We start from the raw sequence: 13,785 nt of genomic DNA, 5'->3' as shown, positions 1-13,785 counted from the left end.
TCATGCCAGTACCAGCGCATGAATACCCGCCGCCGTCGTGCCCGTGGCATGAACCCGGGTGACCCCTAGCGGCAGGATAGAGAAATCGGCGACTGTCACGCTACGCGTCCCGCCAGCCACTGTGTCGATCACCACCGTGCCACCGGTTTCGACATAGAGGGCGATGGCAACATGGGTGAGATCGGTGGCGTCATCCGGTGTCACCGGCAGCGCGTCGGTTGCGGGGCCGTTAATGGAACGGGCTCGATCGGTAAAGGGGTTCATGCTAAAGCCTTTTCGCTGAGGGGAGGTTGGGCGCTCCCACGATTGATGTTCAGCGAAAGATCAACCAGAAGGGTGTCATTCAAATTGATGGACCGTTTGCAATGTTAGGAGTTTGTTAAGTGTTCAAGCGCGGTTTAGATATTCAAGGTGCAGCCATCGGGTTAATCATTTTTTTCCCCATTTTGGTCGCCATCACGCTGATGATCCGCCGCGAGATGGGATCGCCCGTGTTCTTCCGCCAGACGCGCCCGGGGCGGCATGGCATACCGTTTGAGATGGTCAAGTTCCGCACCATGCGCGACGCGATTGACGCGGATGGACGACCGCTGCCCGATGCGGAGCGGCTGACCAAGCTGGGCCGCTTTCTACGGTCGAGCTCGCTCGACGAACTGCCCGAGCTTTGGAACGTGCTGAAGGGCGAGATGAGCCTCGTCGGCCCCCGGCCATTGCTGATGGAATACCTGCCGCTCTACTCCCCAGAACAGGCCCGACGCCATGAAGTCCGCCCCGGGGTCACCGGCTGGGCCCAGGTCAATGGCCGCAACGCCATCTCCTGGGATGAGAAATTCGCGCTCGACGTCTGGTATGTCGACAACCGCAGCCTCTGGCTCGACCTGAAAATCATCTGGCTGACCATACGCAAGGTGGTCAAGCGCGAGGGCATTTCCGCCGCGGGCGAGGCCACCATGTCGAGGTTTACGGGAACAAAACAATGAAATTATACGGTGTCTACGGTGCCAGCGGCTTTGGTCGCGAGGTCATGCCGCTGTTGCGACAGCAGGTCGGAAATGATCTCGAAGTGGAATGTGTGTTTATCGATGATGCGGGAAGTGGCGAGACCGTAAACAGTTGCAAATGCATCTCATTTGAGCAATTTCGGAACCATCCGGCAGACTATCGCGCGGTCACTTTGGCGATCGCTGATGGCGGTACTCGGCGCAAGCTGGCAGAGAAATGTGCCCATGCCGAAGTGGATACTATCGATGTTAGGGCGGCCAACAGTATTGAGTTGGACGGCTCTCAAATCGGCGAAGGCCTCGTAATGTGCGGGTTTTCCACCATCACCTCGAACGCCAAAATCGGTCGGCATTTCCACGCGAACATCTATTCCTATGTCGCGCATGATTGCGTCATTGGAGACTTCGTTACCTTTGCCCCCCGGGTGATGTGCAATGGAAATGTTCATATCGGGGACAATGCCTATATCGGAACCGGGGCCATTATTCGTCAGGGAAGGCCCGACAAACCTCTCACGATTGGCGAAGGCGCCATTGTCGGCATGGGGGCCGTCGTCACCCGCGATGTGCCGCCCGGTGTCACCGTCATCGGCAATCCGGCCAAACCCCTGATCAAGGACTGACCCCATGCGCATCTACCTCTCCCGCCCCCATATGTCCGGTCAGGAAGAGCTTCGCGTTGCCGAAGCCTTCGCCTCGAATTTCATCGCCCCGCTCGGGCCACAGCTGGATGCGTTCGAGGCTTCGGTTCGCAGCTACCTCGGTCAAGATCTCCATTGCGTCGGCCTCTCCTCAGGCTCTGCCGCGTTGCATCTGGCGCTGCGCATGGCGGGGGTCGGCACGGGCGACGAAGTCTGGATTTCCTCGATGACTTTCGCCGGCGGCATCTTTCCGGTGAACTACCTCGGGGCGCACCCGCGTTTCTTCGATCTCTCCGCCGCAAGCTGGACCATCGACACCGATATCTTGGCCGAGGAACTCGCCAAGGCAGCCAAGGAGAACCGCCTGCCCAAGGCCATCGTGCCCACCGATCTCTATGGCCAATCCGTCGATCTCGATCCGCTCGAGGCGCTCGCCGCGCAATATGGCGTGCGGCTGATCCTCGACAGCGCCGAAAGCCTCGGCGCGGCCTATCTGGACGGGCGCAAGGCCGGCACCGGCGGCGATGCCGCGATCCTGTCCTTCAATGGCAACAAGATCATCACCACCTCTGGCGGCGGCATGCTGGTGACCCGCCACAAGGCTTGGGCCGACGAGGCACGTTTTCTCGCCACGCAGGCGCGCGATCCGGCGCCGCATTACGAACATTCCACCGTGGGCTACAACTACCGCCTGTCGAATATCTGCGCCGCCATCGGGCTGGGCCAGATGGAGGTGCTCGACGCCCGCGTCGCCCGCCGCCGCGAGATTTTCGCGCGCTACCAATCGGCCCTGTCCCGGCCCGGCCTCACCTTTATGCCGGAACCCGACGGGCGGCACTCAACGCGCTGGCTCACCGCCCTGATCATCGACCCCGAGGTCACCGGCGTCACGCGCGAGGACATCCGCCTGATGCTGCTCGAACATCAGATCGAATCCCGGCCGCTGTGGAAACCGATGCATATTCAGCCCCTCTACGCCGGCGCGCCCTATCACGGCAGCGGCGTCGACGAAGGCCTCTTCGCCCACGGGCTCTGCCTGCCCTCGGGCAGCGACATGAGCGACGCGCAACAAGACGAGGTGATCGACCGGGTCACAGCGCGCCTCGATCAGGGCCGCTGACCGACGCTACGCCCCTTCCTGCTAGAGGAACGCCGCAGACTTGTGCTTTGATGCCGTGTGGTCAGTGAAACGTAACTGGAGCGGTTCGGATGCAGCACGAAGGTACATTGTTCGAGCCGCTTGAACTGCCCTGTGGCACACTCCTCAAAAACCGGATCGCGAAATCTGCGATGTCCGACTCGCTCGGCGATGGCACCGGTCATCCGACGGCGGCCCAAGCCCGGCTCTATCAGCGTTGGGCACAAGGTGGCGTGGCCGTGTCGATCATCGGCGAAGTGCAGCCCACCTCAAACTTTGCCGAAAAACCCGGAAATCTGGTGCTCAACCCGGCCTCTGATTTGGCCAGGTTCCGTGAGCTTGCGGCGCATGGCAAAGAGAACGGCACGCAGCTTTGGCTGCAACTCGGTCACGCCGGGGCGCTCGCCTATGCGCCGATCAGCACGCCCAGAGGGCCAAGCGCCCTCGATCTGCCCGGCCTTCGCTGCGCGGGCATGTCACGCGAAGAGATCCGCCAAGTGCCCTTGGACCTCGCGCAGACAGCCAGGCTGGCACAGGAGGCCGGGTTCAGTGGCGTGCAAATTCATGCCGCACACGGCTTCTTGCTGAGCCAGTTTCTGTCGCCATTGTTCAACAAGCGCGTTGATGACTACGGTGGATCAATTGCCAACCGCATGCGGCTCTTGCTCGACGTGCTCGAGGCAACCCGTGCGGCCGTCGGTCCCCAGTTTCCAATCGCCGTGAAACTCAATTCCTCCGACCAGCTTGAGGGCGGGCTCGGCGAAGAGGATGCGCTTGCGGTCGTCGCCGCATTGGACACATCCTCGGTGGATGCAATCGACATCAGCGGCGGGACCTATTTCCCCGGCGCCAAATCTGCCTCAGACAGTGCCGGAGGCGGCCCATATTTCATCGCCTTTGCCAAACGTGCCCGCACCGTGACGTCCAAGCCCCTGATGCTGACGGGCGGCATCAAAACGCGCGCACAGGCGCAAGAGGCCGTGCTGAGCGGGGCCGCCGATGTTGTCGGTCTGGCTCGGGCGCTGGTGCTCGAACCTAGCCTGCCCAATCTGTGGCTGGCACATCAGATGCCAGAGCCCGCCTTTCCAAGATTTTCTCATGCACCTGAAGGTGGGATCACAGCGTGGTACACGATGCGGTTGACTGAAATCGGTGCCGACGCAGAGACCGGTGATTTCTGCGACCTGGATCAGGCGCTCGCGGAGTACGACGCCCGAGATGGGTTACGGACTGAGATCTGGACGCGGCATTTCGGTCCTGTGGCGCCCACGCGGCGTGAGGCCTGACCCGCATCCCTGCTGACGTCAGCAGGTCTCATGCAGGTCCACAGCCGCCCCCATCAGGGCGGTGGTGTCGGATCGCATTTCGGGGGGAAATGGCGGAGCCGATGGGATTCGAACCCACGAGACCCTTCCGGGCCTACTCCCTTAGCAGGGGAGCGCCTTCGACCACTCGGCCACAGCTCCGCTGGCGTGTTTATCGACCATGGCGCGGGGGGGCAAGGGGCAATCTGGACGATTTTTCGATCTCTTGCCGATGTGCCAGACGGGGGCAGGGCAGGAGGCTGGGCGGGAGGCTGGGCAGCGGGCCGGACGGCTGACAGGCGCTGCGTTAAGACTTGGCGCGCGCCGCCTGATGCGCACCGTCGCTTTACCGTCGCACTACCGACGTCTCACAGACAAAGGCCGGACGCTCGGCCCGGCCTTGTTATCCTCTCGCTGCGACGGGGCGCTGCGACGGGGATGATCAGGTGTTGAACAGGAAGTGCAGCACATCGCCATCCTTGACGATATAGCCCTTGCCCTCGGCCCGCATCTTGCCCGCGTCCTTGGCCGGCTGCTCGCCACCGAGGCTCACGAAATCATCATACGCGATGGTCTCGGCCCGGATGAACCCTTTCTCGAAATCGCCATGGATCACACCCGCCGCCTTGGGCGCCGAGGTGCCCGTCTTGATGGTCCAGGCGCGCGCCTCCTTGGGGCCCACGGTGAAATAGGTCTCGAGATGCAACAGCTCATAGCCCGCCCGGATCAGCCGGTCGAGCCCGGCCTCGGTGAGCCCCATTTCGTCAAGGAACATGGCCGCTTCCTCGTCGTCGAGCTGGCTGATTTCCTCTTCGATCCGGGCCGAGATCACCACATGGGAATTGCCCTGCGCGGCGGCCATCTCGGCCACTTTGGCGGAATGGGCATTGCCGGTGGCGGCCTCTTCCTCAGAGACGTTGCAGACATAGAGCACCGGCTTGGTGGTCAAGAGCTGCAGCATCTTCCAGGCGCGCATATCGTCGTCATCCACCGCCACGGTGCGGGCCGGACGCCCCTCTTCGAGCGCCGCCTTGGCGGCCTCGAGCAGGCGCTGCTGCTGCACCGCTTCCTTGTCGCCACCGCGCACCTTGCGGATGATGTTCTGAAGCCGCTTCTCGATGCTCTCGAGATCGGCGAGCATGAGCTCGGTCTCGATGGTCTCGGCATCGGCCACCGGATCAACGCGGCCTTCGACATGGGTCACATCGCCATCCTCGAAACAGCGCAGCACATGGGCAATCGCATCCGTTTCGCGGATATTGGCCAGGAACTGATTGCCGAGCCCTTCGCCCTGCGCCGCGCCTTTGACGAGACCGGCGATATCGACAAAGGTCATCCGCGTCGGGATGATCTGACGGCTGCCGGCGATCTCGGCCAGACGGTCGAGCCGCGCATCGGGCACGGCGACCTCACCGACATTGGGTTCGATCGTGCAAAAGGGAAAATTCGCAGCCTGCGCGGCGGCGGTTTTCGTCAGCGCGTTAAACAGCGTCGATTTGCCCACGTTCGGCAGCCCGACAATCCCCATCTTAAAGCCCATGATGCACCTTTCCTAGCGACGGGCCGCTTCTAGGGCCGCAAGGCCACAGATACAAGCCCCGTTACTGGTCCAGTCATTGGCCCAGATAGGGACCGGAACTTGCGCAGCAAGGCCACAGACCCCGCCCATATGGCGCAAATTGCACCGCCTGCGCCGCAGGGACCATTGAATTCACCCACGTTATGCGCCAAAGGAGGGCGACGTTTTGAAGGATGACCGCCATGACCCGTATCGACGCCAAATTCGCCCAGCTCAAGGCTGAGGGCAAGAAAGCCTTTGTCGCCTATGTGATGGCGGGCGATCCCGATTACGACCGCTCGCTCGAGCTGGTCAAAGGTCTGCCGGGCGCCGGTGTCGACATCATCGAACTGGGCCTGCCCTTCACCGATCCGATGGCCGACGGCCCGACCATTCAGCTCGCCGGTCAGCGCGCCCTCGAAGGCGGCATGACGCTCGACCGCACGCTGCAATTGGCGCGTGAGTTCCGCGAAGGCGACGACAGCACCCCGATCGTGATGATGGGCTATTACAACCCGATCTATAACCGCGGCGTCGATCGCTTTCTGGCCGACGCCAAAGAGGCCGGCATCGACGGGCTCATCGTGGTCGATCTGCCTCCCGAAGAGGATGAAGAGCTCTGCATTCCCGCCCAGGCGGCCGGGCTGAACTTCATCCGTCTCGCGACCCCCACCACCGATGACAAACGCCTGCCGAAAGTGCTGCAAAACACCTCGGGCTTTGTCTATTACGTCTCGATCACCGGCATCACCGGGGCCGCCGTGCCGCAGGCCAGCGATGTCGCGCCCGAAGTGGCGCGGATCAAGGCGGCGACCGATCTTCCGGTGATCATCGGCTTTGGCATCCGCACCCCCGAGGTGAGCCGCGAAATGGCGAGCGTCGCCGATGGCGCGGTCGTGGGCTCCGCCATCGTGAGCGCCATGGCCGAGGGCAAGCCGGTCGGCGAGGTGCTCGACTTCGTCAAAGGTCTGGCCGACGGCGCGCATTCCGCCTGAGCACGGGCTGAGCCACCGCACATTACTCTAAATCGCAGGTTCCGGGTTGCCTGTTCCGCCCATGCGGGGCCAATGTGGCCGCATGGCTGAACGCATGATCCAGACGCCCTTGGGGCCCATCACCCTCACCGCCAGTGGCGGCGCGATCACCGCGCTCGACTGGCGCCAAGGCGCGTGCGACACCACGCCCGAGCTCTGCGAAGCCGAGGCCCAGCTTGACGCCTATTTCGCCGGCACGCGACAGACGTTCGACCTGCCGCTGCGCGTCGAGGCCTCCGAGTTTCAACAGCGCGTCTGCGCCCGGATGCAGGCCATCCCCTTTGGCGACACCCTGACCTATGGCGATCTCGCCCGCGAGCTTGGCGCACCGGCCCAGGCCATCGGCGCGGGCTGTGGCGGCAATCCCATCGCCATCATCATCCCCTGTCACCGGGTGCTCGGCGCCAAGTCTCTGGGCGGGTTTTCGGCCAAGGGCGGGGTGGAGACCAAGGTCTGGCTCCTGCGTCACGAAGGGGCGGCGGGGCTGTTGATTTAAAGCCTTAAGACGGGGGAAATTTGAGCTGAATCTGTCTGGTGAAGCGGGTTAAACGACGCCCACTTTTCTTTCGATTGAGTGTTTGATCTATATTTGGTGAGATGGCGCTGTGGTATTTGATATGGCGGAGTCAACTTAGTCTAAAGAAAGTTCTATCAATGCAGTTATTGACGACGACAAATGTTTATGGGCCTGGTGATCACTCCAATGAAGCATTTCTCGAGTTAGTTACAAATCCACCTGAAGGGGTGGTTGTATTGGACGGAAACGCTGGGCTTGGCGCCGATTGGCCTGCTGGGGTTTGGAAGAGCCTAAACGGGGCTGCCGTTGCGCTTGCAATTTTGTCCGCACCCTCAACTATCGAAGAAAACTGGCCTGTATGGAAAGAAATATTTGATAGTATTGCACAGAAAGTGATCGAGTTTCATGGAGAGTTTCGGATCGACCGTGATAGCGCGCAGGTAATTGCGATGCACCATTCTGTAGCCGTTTGCGGGATTGATCCGAACAGCATGTCAGTTCACATGGCTATTCGTCATTTTTTCACGAGCTACCCTGGCTACGAAGATCTTCTAAAAACTGACCGCATAGATATGGATTGGTCAGGGAATGCGGACTTCGGCTCTGAAGCTTTTTCCCACGGAGTACGCAGCAACGAAGAGGCAGCTAGGCAAGCCAGATGTCGTTATATATTTGGAATAAACGACGGGTCTAGCTGTCTGACAGTAGTCGTCGAACAAAATGGAAATGTTTCAATGTCAGCCGCTATGGATATGCAAAGCTCTTGGGGTTGATGGCAGTCGCTATCTAAAGCCCAACAACAAATTGGTTCTTTGACGTTGCTAGTCATACTTTGATGAGGCTGGGGACGTGGCAGTACCCGAAACGCTTGCTGAAATTTATCGTTGAGTAGAACCACTTCATTGTTTGTCTACTTCAGCGCAATAAAACCTCTACAAGCTGATGCCGTCTTACCCGCGCCGCTCCGGCACGATCTGCTGCACGATGCCGACGAACACCAGATAGATCGAGGTCACGACAAGCCCCCAATGCGCCCAGCTTTCGGGGTGGAAATCGACCCAGGCCGCCCAGCCCGCGAAAAAGGTCCAGGCCAGCGCCATCGGCAGCGACAGCTTGCGCCAGCGCTCGGTGCGCACCGGGTGGATGAATTTGAGCGGCAGGAACATCGCCAGCGCCAGCGTCGCCACGAGAAACAGGCTGATGTAGAAATTCGGCTCGACCGCAAAGATCACCAGCACCAGCATGTTCCAGCAGCCGGGAAAGCCCGAGAATGAATTGTCCTTAGTTTTCATCCGCGTATCGGCGAAATACATGGCCGAGGCATAGGTGATCACGATGATCGCGAACCAGCCGGTCCAGCCGGGCAAGAGCCCCGATTTAAACAGCGCAAAGGCCGGGATGAACACATAGGTGAGATAGTCGATGATCAGATCGAGCAGCACACCGTCGAACTCGGCCGCGTTGCGCGCCACGTCATAGCGGCGTGCCAGCGGCCCGTCGATCCCATCCACCGCAAAGGCCACCACGAGCCAGAGAAACATCAGGCTCCACTTCCCGTCCACAGCGGCCAGCATGGCGAGAATGGCAAACACCGCACCGGTGGCCGTGAAAAAATGGACGCTCAGCGCCTTCATACGATCTGTCATTGGGCTTTCTTGCCGCAAAACGCCGGGCGGTTCAATCAGGCTTTGGGATGGGCGGCGCGGTAGATCTCGAGAAGCCGCGCGGTGTCCACCGCCGTATAGGCCTGCGTGGTCGAGAGCGACGCATGGCCGAGCAATTCCTGAATGGTGCGCAGATCGCCCCCGGCGTTGAGCAGATGGGTGGCAAAGCTGTGGCGCATGGCATGGGGCGTGGCGCTGGCGGGCAGGCCAAGCTGCATCCGCACCTGCTGCACCACTTTCTGCACGATCCGCGGGCTGAGCGGCCCGCCGCGCGCCCCGCGAAAGAGCGGCGCGCCCTCGTCGAGAGGGTAGGGGCAGAGCTTGGCATATTCCGCCACCGCCGCCCGCGCCGCCCCGATGACCGGCACCAGCCGCTCCTTGCCGCCCTTGCCGCGAATGCGCAGCATTTCGCCCAAGGGCAGGCTTTCGCCAGTGAGCGACAGCGCCTCGGAAATCCGCAAGCCACAGCCGTAAAGCAGCGTGATCACCGCCATGTCCCGCGACCCGATCCACGGCGCGCTCGATTGCTGACCCGCCGTCTCGATCACATCGCGCGCATGCTCCGCGCTGAGCGGCCGGGGCAGTTTGCGGGTGAATTTCGGCGACCGCATCGACAGCACGGCGGTGGGGTCAAACCCCTCGCGCTCGGCCAGCCAGCGGATGAAGGATTTCACCGCCGACAGCTTCCGCGCCAGCGACCGGGGTCCGACCTCGCCGCCACTGCGCATCTGCGCCATCCACGACCGCATGTCGGTGACGCTGATCCGGCCCAGCGCCGCGATCCCCGCCTCACCGCCGAGATGCAGGCTCATAAACGTGAGAAATTCCGCCACATCTCGGCCATAGGCCTCGATCGTGTTGTCCGATTGCCCCTTGAGCGCGCGCGACATGTCGAGCCAGCCCTGCAACGCATCGCGGGCGGCAGGCGACATCATGACAGCCAGCGCCGCATCGCACGTTCAAAGACGCCGCCAAAGAAGGTGAGAAGATCGGTGCCCTGCTGCGGCGTGAACTGATGCGGATCTTCCGCCCCCAGCACCAGCATCCCCGGCAGCCGGTCCTTGCCAAGATCGAGCCGGATACAGGCCTCGGACCGCAGGAACGCCGCCCGCTCGCCATGCACCCGCGCATCCGCGTCGGAAAGCTGCCGCAAGGTGACGATCCGCCCCGGCCCGCTCCGGCTGTCGGCGAGGTAGCGGTCGATGAACCCGACCTCCGCCACCGAGAGCACGTCGCCCATGCGCTGCACGCTCGGGTCATTGTCATTCTGCGCCGATTCGAGGATGAGCCGCACGCTGTCGACCCGCAGGATCTCGGCCACATCGCCGCCAAGATCGCGCAGGAAACACTCGAACTCCACGGGGTCGAGCATCCGCAAGATCGCGCGATGAATGATATTGGTGCCGGCAAGGTTCTCATAGGCGGCGGCGATGACACTGCGATGGGTGTCCTCAAGCCGGTCGAGCCGCGTCTCGAGTCGATCCATGGCGATGCCGCGCAGATCGACGATATTTCCGCCCATCGCCCGCTCATTCGCCGCGATCAACGCCCGCATAAGCTCCTTGTCGTCAAGAATCACATCGGGTTGCGTCATGATCTTTTCGCGCAAGGGTTCGTCCATGCGGGGGGTGCTGCTCATATCTGCCTCGGTCTTCATTGCCGTATTTGCCTAGTCTTATCGCCTCTCGGGCCGAATTTTTAAAGGGTTTTCTGGTCTCGCCCCCCGGGAAATTGCCCCGCTGCCCCGGCCTCGTGCCTCAACCTGTGCCTCAACCTGTGCCGCAAATGGCAACGCCCGGCCCCCTGAAGGGACCGGGCGCATCGCATCGCAATCGTCGCGCTTTGGGCGCGATCAGAGGATCTTTTGACCGGTCTTGGCCCAATCCGCCATGAACGCCTCGAGCCCCTTGTCGGTGAGCACATGCTCGGCCATCTGCTTGATCACTTTCGGCGGCGCGGTCATCACATCGGCCCCGATCATCGCCGATTGATAGGCGTGGTTCACGGTGCGGATCGACGCGGCGAGGATCTGCGTGTCATAGCCGTAATTGTCATAAATCTGACGGATGTCGGCGATCAACTCCATCCCATCGAGGTTGATGTCGTCGAGACGCCCGATAAAGGGCGAAATGAACGTGGCCCCCGCCTTGGCCGCCAAGAGCGCCTGATTGGCCGAGAAGCACAGCGTCACATTGACCATATTGCCCTCATCCGAGAGCGTCTTGCAGGCCTTGAGCCCGGCCCAGGTGAGCGGCACCTTGACCGCGATATTCTCGGCGATCTGGGCGAGCTTGCGGCCCTCGGCGATCATGTCATCGGCCTCGGTGGCGACAACCTCGGCGCTCACCGGGCCGTCTACCATCGCGGCAATCTCCTTGGTCACTTCGAGAATGTCGCGCCCGGATTTCATGATCAGCGACGGGTTGGTGGTGACCCCGTCCACCATGCCGAGATCGTTCAACTCGGCAATCTGATCGACCTCTGCGGTATCGACGAAAAATTTCATAACGGCCCCCTTCATGGATTGGCGTTTCCTTTGCATCCCGTGTACCTCATGGTGCAGCCTGCCGAAACCCCGAAGGCGGCCCGACCACCCGCAGGAGACGAGGATAATTTGCCGCAAACCGCCCCCGGATATGCCGACGCCCCCGGATATTTCGACACGGGAGAGCTGATCGCGGTGCTGACCACCCAGCCGCTCGATCGCACGCTCGATTACCGCGCACCCGAAGGCGGCTGTCACCTGGGCGCTTTTGTCGAGGTGCCGCTCGGGCCGCGCAAGGTGCTGGGCGTGGTCTGGGGCCGGGGGCGCGGTGATTTCGACCTCTCCAAGGTGCGCGCCGTGCTGCGGGTGCTCGACGTGGCGCCGATGCGCGCCGAGATGCAGGAATTCCTGACCCGCGCCGCCGATTACACGCTGACACCGATGCCCGCCATGCTGCGCCTCGCGGCCCGCGCGCCGGGGCTCTCGGACCCGCCGTCGATGCGCAAGGTCTACCGGCTGGGCGACGCCACCCCCGACCGGATGACCGACGCCCGCACCCGGGTGCTCGAGGTGCTGCGCGACTATGGCGGGCTCGCGTTCACCCTCAAGGAGCTGAGCGATCAGGCTGGCGTCACCTCCTCCGTGGTCAAGGGGCTGGTCAAGCTCGGCGCGGTGGCCGAAGAGGACACGCCGCGCGATCTGCCCTTCCCAAGGCTCGATCCCGGTCTGCCCGCGGCCCAGCTTACCGAGGATCAATCCCGCGCCGCCGCCCATCTGGCGCAAGGTCTGCGCGCCGGGCGCTATGGCACGACGCTTTTGCGCGGGGTGACCGGATCGGGCAAGACCGAAGTCTATCTCGAAGCGGTGGCCGAATGTCTGCGCCAGAACCGGCAGGCGCTGGTGCTCTTGCCCGAAATTGCCCTGACCGAGGAATTCCTGCGCCGCATTGGCGCGCGGTTCGGCGCGCAGCCCGCCGAATGGCATTCCGGCGTGACCATGACCGAACGCCGCCGGATCTGGAAAATGGTGGGGCAGGGCGGCTGTCAGGTGGTGGTGGGCGCGCGCTCGGCGCTCTTCTTGCCGTTCCGCGATCTCGGCCTCATCGTCGTCGACGAGGAACATGACAGCTCCTACAAGCAAGAGGATGGCGTGCTTTATAATGCCCGCGACATGGCGGTGCTGCGCGCCTCGATCTGCGACGCGCAGGTGGTGCTCGCCTCCGCCACGCCGAGCCTCGAGAGCTGGGCCAATGCCGAGGCCGGTAAATACGCGCGGCTCGATCTCACCGCCCGCTTTGGCCCCGCCGTCATGCCGGAACTGCGCGCCATCGACATGCGGGCCGAAACCCTGCCGTCGAACCGCTGGATCTCGCCCAGCCTGCAATCGGCGGTGCTGCGCCGCATCGAGGCGGGCGAACAATCGCTCCTCTTTCTCAACCGGCGCGGCTATGCTCCGGTGACCATCTGCCGGGCCTGCGGCCATCAGATCGCCTGCCCCGATTGCGACGCGCGCATGGTCGAGCACCGGTTTCTGAAACGGCTGATGTGCCACCAATGCGGCGAAACCGCCCCGATCCCCGAGGCCTGCCCATCCTGCGAGGTCGAGGGCAAGCTGGCGGTGGTCGGCCCCGGTGTCGAACGGCTCACCGAAGAGGCACAGGCGCTTTTCCCCAATGCGCGGGTGGCGACGCTGTCGTCGGATCTCTTCGGCTCGGCCCGCGCGCTCAAGGAACAGATCGCCGCCATCGGGCAGGGCGGCGCCGACATCGTCATCGGCACCCAGCTGGTGGCCAAGGGGCATAACTTCCCCAATCTCACTTTGGTCGGCGTCATCGACGCCGATCTCGGGCTGCAAGGCTCGGACCTGCGCGCAGCCGAACGCACCTTTCAGCTGATGCGTCAGGTGGCGGGCCGCGCCGGCCGGGCCGAGAAACCGGGCACCGCGCTCCTCCAGACCTTTCAACCTGAACATCCGGTGATCCGCGCCATCCTGTCGGGCGACGAAGAGGGTTTCTGGCGGGCCGAGGCGCGCGAACGCGAGGCGGCGGGCGTGCCGCCCTATGGCCGCATGGCGGGGATCGTGCTGTCCTCGCCCGACCCGCAAGAGGCGTTTGACGCGGGCCTCGCGCTGGCCCGTGGCGATGCGCCGATCCGCGCCATCGGGGCGCAGGTCTATGGTCCCGCCCCCGCGCCCATCGCCCGGGTGCGCGGCCGCCACCGGGTGCGGCTTCTGGTCAAGGCCCCGAAAGGCGCGGCGCTGCAGGGCGCGGTGGCGCGCTGGGTGGCGCAGATCCGCCCCGGTCCCAACCTGCGGATGAGCGTCGATATCGACCCGCAAAGCTTCTACTGACGCCTCTGCTGACCCCGCCGATCGGGGCCCAAATCCGCACTGTCGCGATACCGCCGTAATACCGACGTGTCACCGATGCGCCATTTCCGGCCTC

14 protein-coding genes and 1 tRNA gene are annotated in these 13,785 nt (G+C 63.0%); 8 read left to right on the top strand and 7 right to left on the bottom strand.

What is annotated here, in order from left to right; all coding sequences use genetic code 11:
* The gene (locus ISM_RS03505; protein ID WP_009812731.1) at positions 1-264 is read right to left on the bottom strand and encodes a spike base protein, RCAP_Rcc01079 family; all 264 of its coding nucleotides are present in this window, start codon (positions 262-264) and stop codon (positions 1-3) included.
* Between the two features lie 119 nt (positions 265-383).
* Between ISM_RS03505 and ISM_RS03500 the strand changes: the two genes are divergently transcribed.
* The 4 genes from ISM_RS03500 to ISM_RS03485 all read left to right on the top strand — a co-directional run bounded on the left by ISM_RS03500 (position 384) and on the right by ISM_RS03485 (position 4,066).
* On the top strand, positions 384-980 hold the full coding sequence (locus ISM_RS03500) for a sugar transferase (RefSeq protein WP_040617821.1): 597 nt from the start codon (positions 384-386) through the stop codon (positions 978-980).
* A complete protein-coding gene (locus ISM_RS03495) occupies positions 977-1,624 on the top strand; it encodes an acetyltransferase (protein ID WP_009812729.1) in 648 nt (215 codons plus the stop codon). Before ISM_RS03500 ends, ISM_RS03495 begins: the two co-directional genes overlap by 4 nt.
* A gap of 4 nt (positions 1,625-1,628) precedes the next feature.
* Positions 1,629-2,762 (top strand): DegT/DnrJ/EryC1/StrS family aminotransferase, encoded by a 1,134-nt coding sequence (locus ISM_RS03490; RefSeq protein ID WP_009812728.1) that lies wholly within the window; start codon positions 1,629-1,631, stop codon positions 2,760-2,762.
* 89 nt (positions 2,763-2,851) lie between these two features.
* Positions 2,852-4,066: an NADH:flavin oxidoreductase/NADH oxidase family protein gene (locus tag ISM_RS03485; protein WP_009812727.1), complete on the top strand. Its 1,215-nt coding sequence runs from the start codon at positions 2,852-2,854 to the stop codon at positions 4,064-4,066.
* Positions 4,067-4,156: 90 nt separating this feature from the next.
* On the opposite strand, the gene ISM_RS03480 is transcribed toward ISM_RS03485, so the two are convergent.
* Both ISM_RS03480 and ychF read right to left on the bottom strand, forming a co-directional pair.
* Positions 4,157-4,246: transfer RNA gene (locus ISM_RS03480), tRNA-Ser, on the bottom strand.
* A gap of 280 nt (positions 4,247-4,526) precedes the next feature.
* Positions 4,527-5,624 carry a redox-regulated ATPase YchF gene (gene ychF, locus ISM_RS03475; RefSeq protein ID WP_009812726.1) on the bottom strand — a complete coding sequence of 366 codons (1,098 nt, stop codon included), beginning with the start codon at positions 5,622-5,624 and terminating at the stop codon, positions 4,527-4,529.
* A gap of 221 nt (positions 5,625-5,845) precedes the next feature.
* Between ychF and trpA the strand changes: the two genes are divergently transcribed.
* From trpA to ISM_RS18140, 3 genes are all read left to right on the top strand, one after another.
* Positions 5,846-6,637: a tryptophan synthase subunit alpha gene (gene trpA, locus ISM_RS03470; RefSeq protein WP_040618281.1), complete on the top strand. Its 792-nt coding sequence runs from the start codon at positions 5,846-5,848 to the stop codon at positions 6,635-6,637.
* Between the two features lie 82 nt (positions 6,638-6,719).
* Positions 6,720-7,172 carry a methylated-DNA--[protein]-cysteine S-methyltransferase gene (locus ISM_RS03465; RefSeq protein ID WP_009812724.1) on the top strand — a complete coding sequence of 151 codons (453 nt, stop codon included), beginning with the start codon at positions 6,720-6,722 and terminating at the stop codon, positions 7,170-7,172.
* A 158-nt stretch (positions 7,173-7,330) separates the two neighbouring features.
* On the top strand, positions 7,331-7,966 hold the full coding sequence (locus ISM_RS18140) for a hypothetical protein (protein ID WP_156783300.1): 636 nt from the start codon (positions 7,331-7,333) through the stop codon (positions 7,964-7,966).
* A gap of 177 nt (positions 7,967-8,143) precedes the next feature.
* Here the strand turns inward: ISM_RS18140 and ISM_RS03460 are convergent, their stop codons facing one another.
* The 4 genes from ISM_RS03460 to fsa all read right to left on the bottom strand — a co-directional run bounded on the left by ISM_RS03460 (position 8,144) and on the right by fsa (position 11,363).
* Positions 8,144-8,839: a CDP-alcohol phosphatidyltransferase family protein gene (locus ISM_RS03460; protein WP_040617820.1), complete on the bottom strand. Its 696-nt coding sequence runs from the start codon at positions 8,837-8,839 to the stop codon at positions 8,144-8,146.
* Between the two features lie 35 nt (positions 8,840-8,874).
* Positions 8,875-9,792 (bottom strand): tyrosine recombinase XerC, encoded by a 918-nt coding sequence (locus ISM_RS03455; protein ID WP_009812722.1) that lies wholly within the window; start codon positions 9,790-9,792, stop codon positions 8,875-8,877.
* Complete coding sequence (locus tag ISM_RS03450; protein WP_040618280.1) at positions 9,789-10,496, bottom strand: DUF484 family protein; 708 nt, start codon at positions 10,494-10,496, stop codon at positions 9,789-9,791. The genes ISM_RS03455 and ISM_RS03450 overlap by 4 nt, the downstream gene beginning before the upstream one ends.
* 213 nt (positions 10,497-10,709) lie before the next feature.
* Positions 10,710-11,363 carry a fructose-6-phosphate aldolase gene (gene fsa, locus ISM_RS03445; RefSeq protein WP_009812720.1) on the bottom strand — a complete coding sequence of 218 codons (654 nt, stop codon included), beginning with the start codon at positions 11,361-11,363 and terminating at the stop codon, positions 10,710-10,712.
* 48 nt (positions 11,364-11,411) lie between these two features.
* Here fsa and ISM_RS03440 point away from each other — a divergent pair, with 48 nt between their 5' ends.
* Positions 11,412-13,691 (top strand): primosomal protein N', encoded by a 2,280-nt coding sequence (locus ISM_RS03440; RefSeq protein ID WP_083780889.1) that lies wholly within the window; start codon positions 11,412-11,414, stop codon positions 13,689-13,691.
* Positions 13,692-13,785: the final 94 nt, after the last annotated feature.

This window comes from Roseovarius nubinhibens ISM (assembly GCF_000152625.1).
Taxonomy (GTDB): Bacteria; Pseudomonadota; Alphaproteobacteria; order Rhodobacterales; family Rhodobacteraceae; genus Roseovarius; species Roseovarius nubinhibens.
This window is presented reverse-complemented; position numbering and strand designations above follow the sequence as displayed.